This is a genomic window from Nostoc sp. CCY0012 (genome assembly GCF_963920855.1).
Lineage (GTDB): Bacteria > Cyanobacteriota > Cyanobacteriia > Cyanobacteriales > Nostocaceae > Cyanocohniella.
On record NZ_CAWUDM010000195.1, the window covers coordinates 1 to 5,551 of the forward strand.

The window sequence follows — 5,551 nt, forward strand, 5'->3', positions numbered from 1 at the left end:
CAACGGTTTCCAGACCATCTTGCAGGTTTTTACACGTATCTCGGCTCAATACCTAAATGGTTATCTGGTTAGCTTTTTAACTTGTTGACGGGTATCTCGGCGGCCACCCTAACCCACAACCGGGCAATAAAGCTACGCAGCATTGGCTCTCAAAATCATTGATAAGTCTCGGCTGTGACAAATAAAAGTAAGAAATTCGGGGCGGGATTTTCTTAGTTTGGGGTTTTTGAGCGACCAGAAGTGAACAATGGTTTACAAGTTAAATTAGAGGAATTACCCGTAAGTAAGTTTGACGAGCCAAAAATTTTAATACAGCACACTGTTTAACCCACGATTCTTTACCAAGTGCAGTAGCTTAAGAGATGCTCCACTAGGCCGCTTTTGTCCTATTTCCCATTTTTGAACTGTTGAAGGACTTATATTCAAAATACGTGCAAAAACAGCTTGACAGGTATAGCGGATTTTGACCCTACGCCAAATCATGGGGCTGATGCCCAAGATAAAAATATGAAGCTGGTAGATAACAAGTTGCTCAGAATCGCTCATTGGTTATCTTACCGCATTGCCAGTCCCATCTCCCCCAAAAAAAAATCGCTCTCCGTAGATGATATGAAAAATCTACTGATATTCTTTTTCTGGTACTCTAAAAGCTATGTATTTCCATTCACCACTTTCCAAATATTCCATCTGAAAAGTGCCTTTAGTCAATAAGGTAATATCTTCAAGTTCTATTTTACCTTCTTCACCTGATATAATACAGTCGGAATTTACCGCAGTAGATTGTGTTGAGTTAGTGTCTATTTGATTAAGAATTTTTTCTTGCAATTCTTGATACTGTTCTTTTGTTATTAGTTGAGATTCATATAATTTTTTTATCTCTCTGAGTTGAGTTTCTATATCTGAGCTACTTTCATTATTTATGTCACAAGAATCTGGTTTGAAAATTGTTTTTCTCACAGGATGATCCCACCATTTAGAAAATTGAGTTAACCAATTAGTAGTTCTTGTAGTGTGTACCACTTTTACTTGATTGCCACTTATTTCTAAGCGAACCCAATCAGTAGATCTTCTTTGGATCAACCCAGCCGGTCCCCAAGCCAAAACACTGCCTACTGAAACACCAGCATCTGATAAACGAAGTGTAATAACTCTTGAATTTGTACCTTGTGCTATTTTAATTTTAGCTTTATCTATCGAGCTAATATTGTTGGTCAACGAAGCAGTATTTTCTTCTACAGCAGCGGATGGTTTTACTGCTAAATTAACAAGCAATATTCCTGTTAGGAAAATGCTCACCTTATTATTCATATTTTTTTATATTTTGTAGAGATTTTTCTTCTTGGTAAATTAGTAGAAAATAGTACAATATAGGAATAAATTTAAGATGTCAAGAAGCTAGTATTTAAAAGTAGTCATTTTCAGGTTCCGCTATACTGTTTTGATTTTATATCAATTATCACTATAAAAAATATGCGGCAAAAGCTCCAAAAAGGGAGCAATGCTAGAAGTTTTAGTGAATGGCCGTATTAGTTATTCAGCTACTCACCGCCCGTGTGTAGTGATTTCAACTAATCGGCGAGCGCACCCTGGTGATGGTGTTGAGATAATTTAAGAAGGAGAAATCAGGGATGGTGTGGCTACATCTTCTTCAATGAGCGGCTGATACACTGGACTGGAAAAGGGGCGAAAGTCGTCTTTACACTGGGCAGTAATATTACACAATAACCGAAACTGGAGCGGTGTGGGCGGTAAATTTACACGCTCTACACGCAGGTCTACTGAACTAGGGTCTTGACAAAGAAGCTCAAAAACTTCACTCCGTAAGTACCGTGGGCAATAACCTACGATATAGTGATCCTCAGTATGAAGAGTTAATGCCTGGGAATCGTGAGGATTTTGAAATTCGTGAGCTAACCATAACTGCTCTCCTAGTTCCAAGCGATTAATCCGCTCAATTGCAGATTCAGGCAGGTATCTCAGCCCGTGGGCGAAAAAATGCAGATGATACTTCCCTGCTGCATCTGGCTCTGGGCAGGGGAAGACGGTAAGACTATCTGTTTCCCGTTTTCCACCACTACGGGCTAAAATTGCCAGTGGATCATCTTTGTAGTCTGAAATATTCAGCCATTCCAGGAATTTGGCATAATCAGGCCGGGAAGGAGACATCAGCCGATTAGAGAAGACTGAAAATAAGTGGGTTGATGTATATACTTTTTCTAAGTGAGGAAATGAAGATAAAGGTGAAAAACTGCACATCTGTTGTGCCTCTTTTACACCTTGGGTGTAGACAAACTTGTATCTTGCACCGTCGAATGTTAACCGACCAATGGGAAACCAAGAGCGGCTCTCCGGGTCTTGCCAAGCTAAAAATAGTGTTTTAGGTGTCTTCACGGGAGTGATTCCCTTAAATCAAGTAACCTGTTTTGGTTGTATTCCAGAATCTTCTGTGCAAACTCAATAGCAACAGTTGAGATACGCGATCTGTCAATGCGACTAAAAATCTCTAAGGTATTCGCAAGAGAGATGCGTTCAAGCCGATCCAGCCAAATATGTGCTGCTTGGGGATAACGGAAAGCAACTCGGTGAAATACATCAAAAGTTTTCAGGGGCTTTTTGTCTTCAACACTGTTATAAAAAGCAGAATAACATTTATTTGCATAAGCCTCGACTGAGCGTTTCTGTCTCTGTTCGTCAGGGAGGTCACGTCCCAGACAGGAGGCATGGTCATAGGTGGGTGCTAAATGTATAGTTTCTGTAGATGCCACCTTCTTTCGCACAAAACCCCAGTTTTCGTGGTGGCGATCTCCGTTGCCAATCCAGGCATCTAACAGAAGGTAGCCAACAAACACTTCTACTGCTGATTGGATACCGCTCGGTGGTGTCCAATCTATTGGCAAGCTTAAATGATTTGTTTCTATCACTTGCAAGACAATATCTATTGTATGTTGTCTTGCGCCGTAGGTGGCGGAAGTAGGGTAGTTTGGCACAATTGGCGTGAGAATTTCGTTGCCATGAACAAGTGTCCCTCCTGCTGGTAAAAAGTTGGGTGAAACTACACCCCGATTACCTTCCCATGTTTCTGCTAAATGATAAATGGCGTGGGGTAATCCTAGAAGAAAAGACAACTCTGATGCTACTTTTTCTGCCCAATCTTCTCCTAAATTTTGTCGTGCTTGCTTATATAAGCAGCGACCAAGTTGTTCATGCTGAAACCAAAATTTATACTTGCTGCCCATCATCTCGTTACTGGAAAGCTCATAATCTGCTTTGGTAACAAAAATGATGGGAAATTCAGGAAGAGGATTCATTTAGATCATTGACAGTAGGCTTTTTCGCTCTTATTAAGCATAGCCTGCTTAGTCTGTAACAATGTTCCTATTAAATAACTTTGAGTATTTACTTAAATGAAGTTTTACTCAAAATACAGGAGCTATCGTATTAACTAAGATTCACTGTTAGTACTTCTAAATTCTGTTCTATTTTTAACTTGCAATTACACAGGATTGATGCTTTGATAATTTGAGTAAACACTCATTTGAGTATGTACTCAAATTACTGGAGTCTAGAAATGTCAACAGTTATCGCCATCCTAAACCAAAAAAAAGGCTCAGGTAAAACAACCATTGCTATTAATATTGCTCATGCGCTGAAGCAAGAAGGTTACACAGTGTTCTCCGTATCCCTTCACGCTCATCTTCCCTCAAGCCGATGCCCAAAATAGCGTGGTATTAATACAGGAGAAAGAAAAATGTCAGAGCAAGTTGAGCAATCACAACAGCAGTCACAACAGAATTACTTCCAAGCGATTGGGGTAATTTCGGGTCAGATAATTCTCACTGAAGATAAGAAACTAAAGATTGAAATTGGCAAACGAGAATATGCAATCTTTTCTAAACCCAAGGCATTTGAGGCACTGAAAATACATCTCAAGAAAAAAGACACTAACGAAGCTACTTTGCTGGTTTATCCGAAAGTAATTCATTTTCCTAAGCCAGACCAACCACATCAAATGTATTTTCAATTAGTGGCACACCAAGAAAACCCTTCGGGATTATTTGAAGAACTCAAGGACGGAGAATTTAAGCTATCTGGATTATGGCAGTTTATCCCTGTATGCCGAACTCCCTGCATTTCAATTTACAAGAATTTTAACAAGGAAAGATTAGATTTTATCAAATCTGCCGAGACTTCATTGAAAGTAAAATTTATGAAAGCATCCCACTTACCAATTGTTTGGAAAGATGCTATTGTTCCGCCCTTCCGATTTAATCCCAAAGTGTCTAAGGAGGAACAAGCAAAGCGTTATTTCGTTCAGTTGAAAGCCAAATTTAACCCTGATAAAAATCTCTTTATCTTTGATTCATTGATGGGATTGCCCACTGAAGAGTTACCTAATTTTCTCAAAGCATCAAAAACAGATAAGGCCACAGTTGCGGCTGAGAAAAGAAAGAGTAATCCGACGGAGAAACCAGGAGCTAAAAAGGAATCAAAAACCCCATTACCAAAGCCTATAAAAAAGAAAGCTGTCCCAGAGACAGAATAATTTTTTGTTGTATTTTTGACTTGCCATTACCCAGAATTAATGCTTTGATTGTTTGAGTAATTACTCAAATGAACGTTTACTCAAAATGCTGAGGTCAAGAAATGCCAACAGTTATCGCCGTCCTGAACCAAAAAGGAGGCTCAGGTAAAACAACCATTGCTACTAATCTTGCTCATGCACTGAAGCGAGATAACTACACAGTATTATTGATAGATTCAGATCCGCAAGGCAGTGCTAGGGATTGGAATGAGGCCAGTGGCGGAAATATCATCCCAGTTGTTGGACTAGACCGGGAAACACTAGCTAAGGACTTGCAAGCTATTTCGCAAGGATATGACTGGATCGTAATTGACGGTGCGCCGCAAATCGCCAAGCTTAGTGCAGCGGCGGTCAAAGCCGCTGACTTGGTTCTTATTCCTGTGCAACCTAGCCCCTACGACATTTGGGCGTGTGCCGATCTGGTTGACATAATCGCCGCACGCCGAGAAGTCACCGACGGTAAACCAAAAGCCGCTTTTGTCATTAGCAGAGCAATCAAAAATACCAAACTCAGTGGCGAGATTAATCAAGCACTAAAAGATTATGGTTTACCTGTACTTAAAGCAAGCACAACTCAACGGGTAGTCTACCCAACAACGGCAGCAGAGGGATTAACTGTTTTCAGTGACCCCAACAGCGATGCGGCCAGAGAAATTAATACACTCAAAAAGGAAGTGTTGGAGGTACTCAAGCATGGTGCTTAAAGCAAAGAAAACACGACGCGACCACGAGCAGAAAAACTTGGCGATTGAGGAAGCAAGTAAGGAAGAAACCACCCGCCTCAATGCAGAAATCCCAGTTAGTTTACACAACAAAGTTAAGATGCGGGCCATAGAGGAAGGCAAGGGTAGCAGCATTACCAACATTGTAATCAAGGCATTAGAGGCATATCTTGATACCCCAGCTAAGAAAGATTGAGTAAAACTTCATTTGAGTAAAACTTCATTTGAGTAAAACTTCATTTGAGTA

The 5,551-nt window shown here is 40.2% G+C and carries 8 protein-coding genes; 4 read left to right on the forward strand and 4 right to left on the reverse strand.

From position 1 onward, the window contains the following. Positions 1-306: 306 nt before the first annotated feature. The 4 genes from ACM0OS_RS28280 to ACM0OS_RS28295 form a co-directional block, all read right to left on the reverse strand. Complete coding sequence (locus tag ACM0OS_RS28280) at positions 307-546, reverse strand: helix-turn-helix domain-containing protein (RefSeq protein ID WP_414546500.1); 240 nt, start codon at positions 544-546, stop codon at positions 307-309. A gap of 72 nt (positions 547-618) precedes the next feature. After that, the gene (locus ACM0OS_RS28285) at positions 619-1,308 is read right to left on the reverse strand and encodes a hypothetical protein (protein WP_414546501.1); all 690 of its coding nucleotides are present in this window, start codon (positions 1,306-1,308) and stop codon (positions 619-621) included. A 300-nt stretch (positions 1,309-1,608) separates the two neighbouring features. Next, a complete protein-coding gene (locus tag ACM0OS_RS28290) occupies positions 1,609-2,391 on the reverse strand; it encodes an HIRAN domain-containing protein (RefSeq protein ID WP_414546502.1) in 783 nt (260 codons plus the stop codon). Then, positions 2,388-3,308: a HipA-like protein gene (locus ACM0OS_RS28295; RefSeq protein ID WP_414546503.1), complete on the reverse strand. Its 921-nt coding sequence runs from the start codon at positions 3,306-3,308 to the stop codon at positions 2,388-2,390. The genes ACM0OS_RS28290 and ACM0OS_RS28295 overlap by 4 nt, the downstream gene beginning before the upstream one ends. Positions 3,309-3,568: 260 nt before the next feature. Between ACM0OS_RS28295 and ACM0OS_RS28300 the strand changes: the two genes are divergently transcribed. The 4 genes from ACM0OS_RS28300 (at position 3,569) to ACM0OS_RS28315 (ending at position 5,500) form a co-directional block, all read left to right on the forward strand. Continuing rightward, complete coding sequence (locus tag ACM0OS_RS28300; protein ID WP_414546504.1) at positions 3,569-3,721, forward strand: AAA family ATPase; 153 nt, start codon at positions 3,569-3,571, stop codon at positions 3,719-3,721. 27 nt (positions 3,722-3,748) lie between these two features. Beyond that, positions 3,749-4,543, forward strand: a complete 795-nt coding sequence (locus tag ACM0OS_RS28305; RefSeq protein ID WP_414546505.1) for a hypothetical protein — start codon at positions 3,749-3,751, stop codon at positions 4,541-4,543. Between the two features lie 101 nt (positions 4,544-4,644). Beyond that, entirely contained in the window at positions 4,645-5,286 is a 642-nt protein-coding gene (parA, locus tag ACM0OS_RS28310; protein ID WP_414546506.1) for a ParA family partition ATPase, read from the forward strand. Further along, positions 5,276-5,500 carry a hypothetical protein gene (locus ACM0OS_RS28315; protein WP_414546507.1) on the forward strand — a complete coding sequence of 75 codons (225 nt, stop codon included), beginning with the start codon at positions 5,276-5,278 and terminating at the stop codon, positions 5,498-5,500. The genes parA and ACM0OS_RS28315 overlap by 11 nt, the downstream gene beginning before the upstream one ends. The last annotated feature ends 51 nt before the right edge of the window (positions 5,501-5,551 follow it).

Excerpts from the sequence above, each read along its gene's own strand:
- ACM0OS_RS28280 (WP_414546500.1), bottom strand. The coding sequence starts at position 546 with ATGAGCGATTCTGAGCAACTTGTTATCTACCAGCTTCATATTTTTATC.
- ACM0OS_RS28285 (WP_414546501.1), bottom strand. The coding sequence starts at position 1,308 with ATGAATAATAAGGTGAGCATTTTCCTAACAGGAATATTGCTTGTTAAT.
- ACM0OS_RS28295 (WP_414546503.1), bottom strand. The coding sequence starts at position 3,308 with ATGAATCCTCTTCCTGAATTTCCCATCATTTTTGTTACCAAAGCAGAT.
- ACM0OS_RS28300 (WP_414546504.1), top strand. The coding sequence starts at position 3,569 with ATGTCAACAGTTATCGCCATCCTAAACCAAAAAAAAGGCTCAGGTAAA.
- ACM0OS_RS28305 (WP_414546505.1), top strand. The coding sequence starts at position 3,749 with ATGTCAGAGCAAGTTGAGCAATCACAACAGCAGTCACAACAGAATTAC.
- parA (WP_414546506.1), top strand. The coding sequence starts at position 4,645 with ATGCCAACAGTTATCGCCGTCCTGAACCAAAAAGGAGGCTCAGGTAAA.
- ACM0OS_RS28315 (WP_414546507.1), top strand. The coding sequence starts at position 5,276 with ATGGTGCTTAAAGCAAAGAAAACACGACGCGACCACGAGCAGAAAAAC.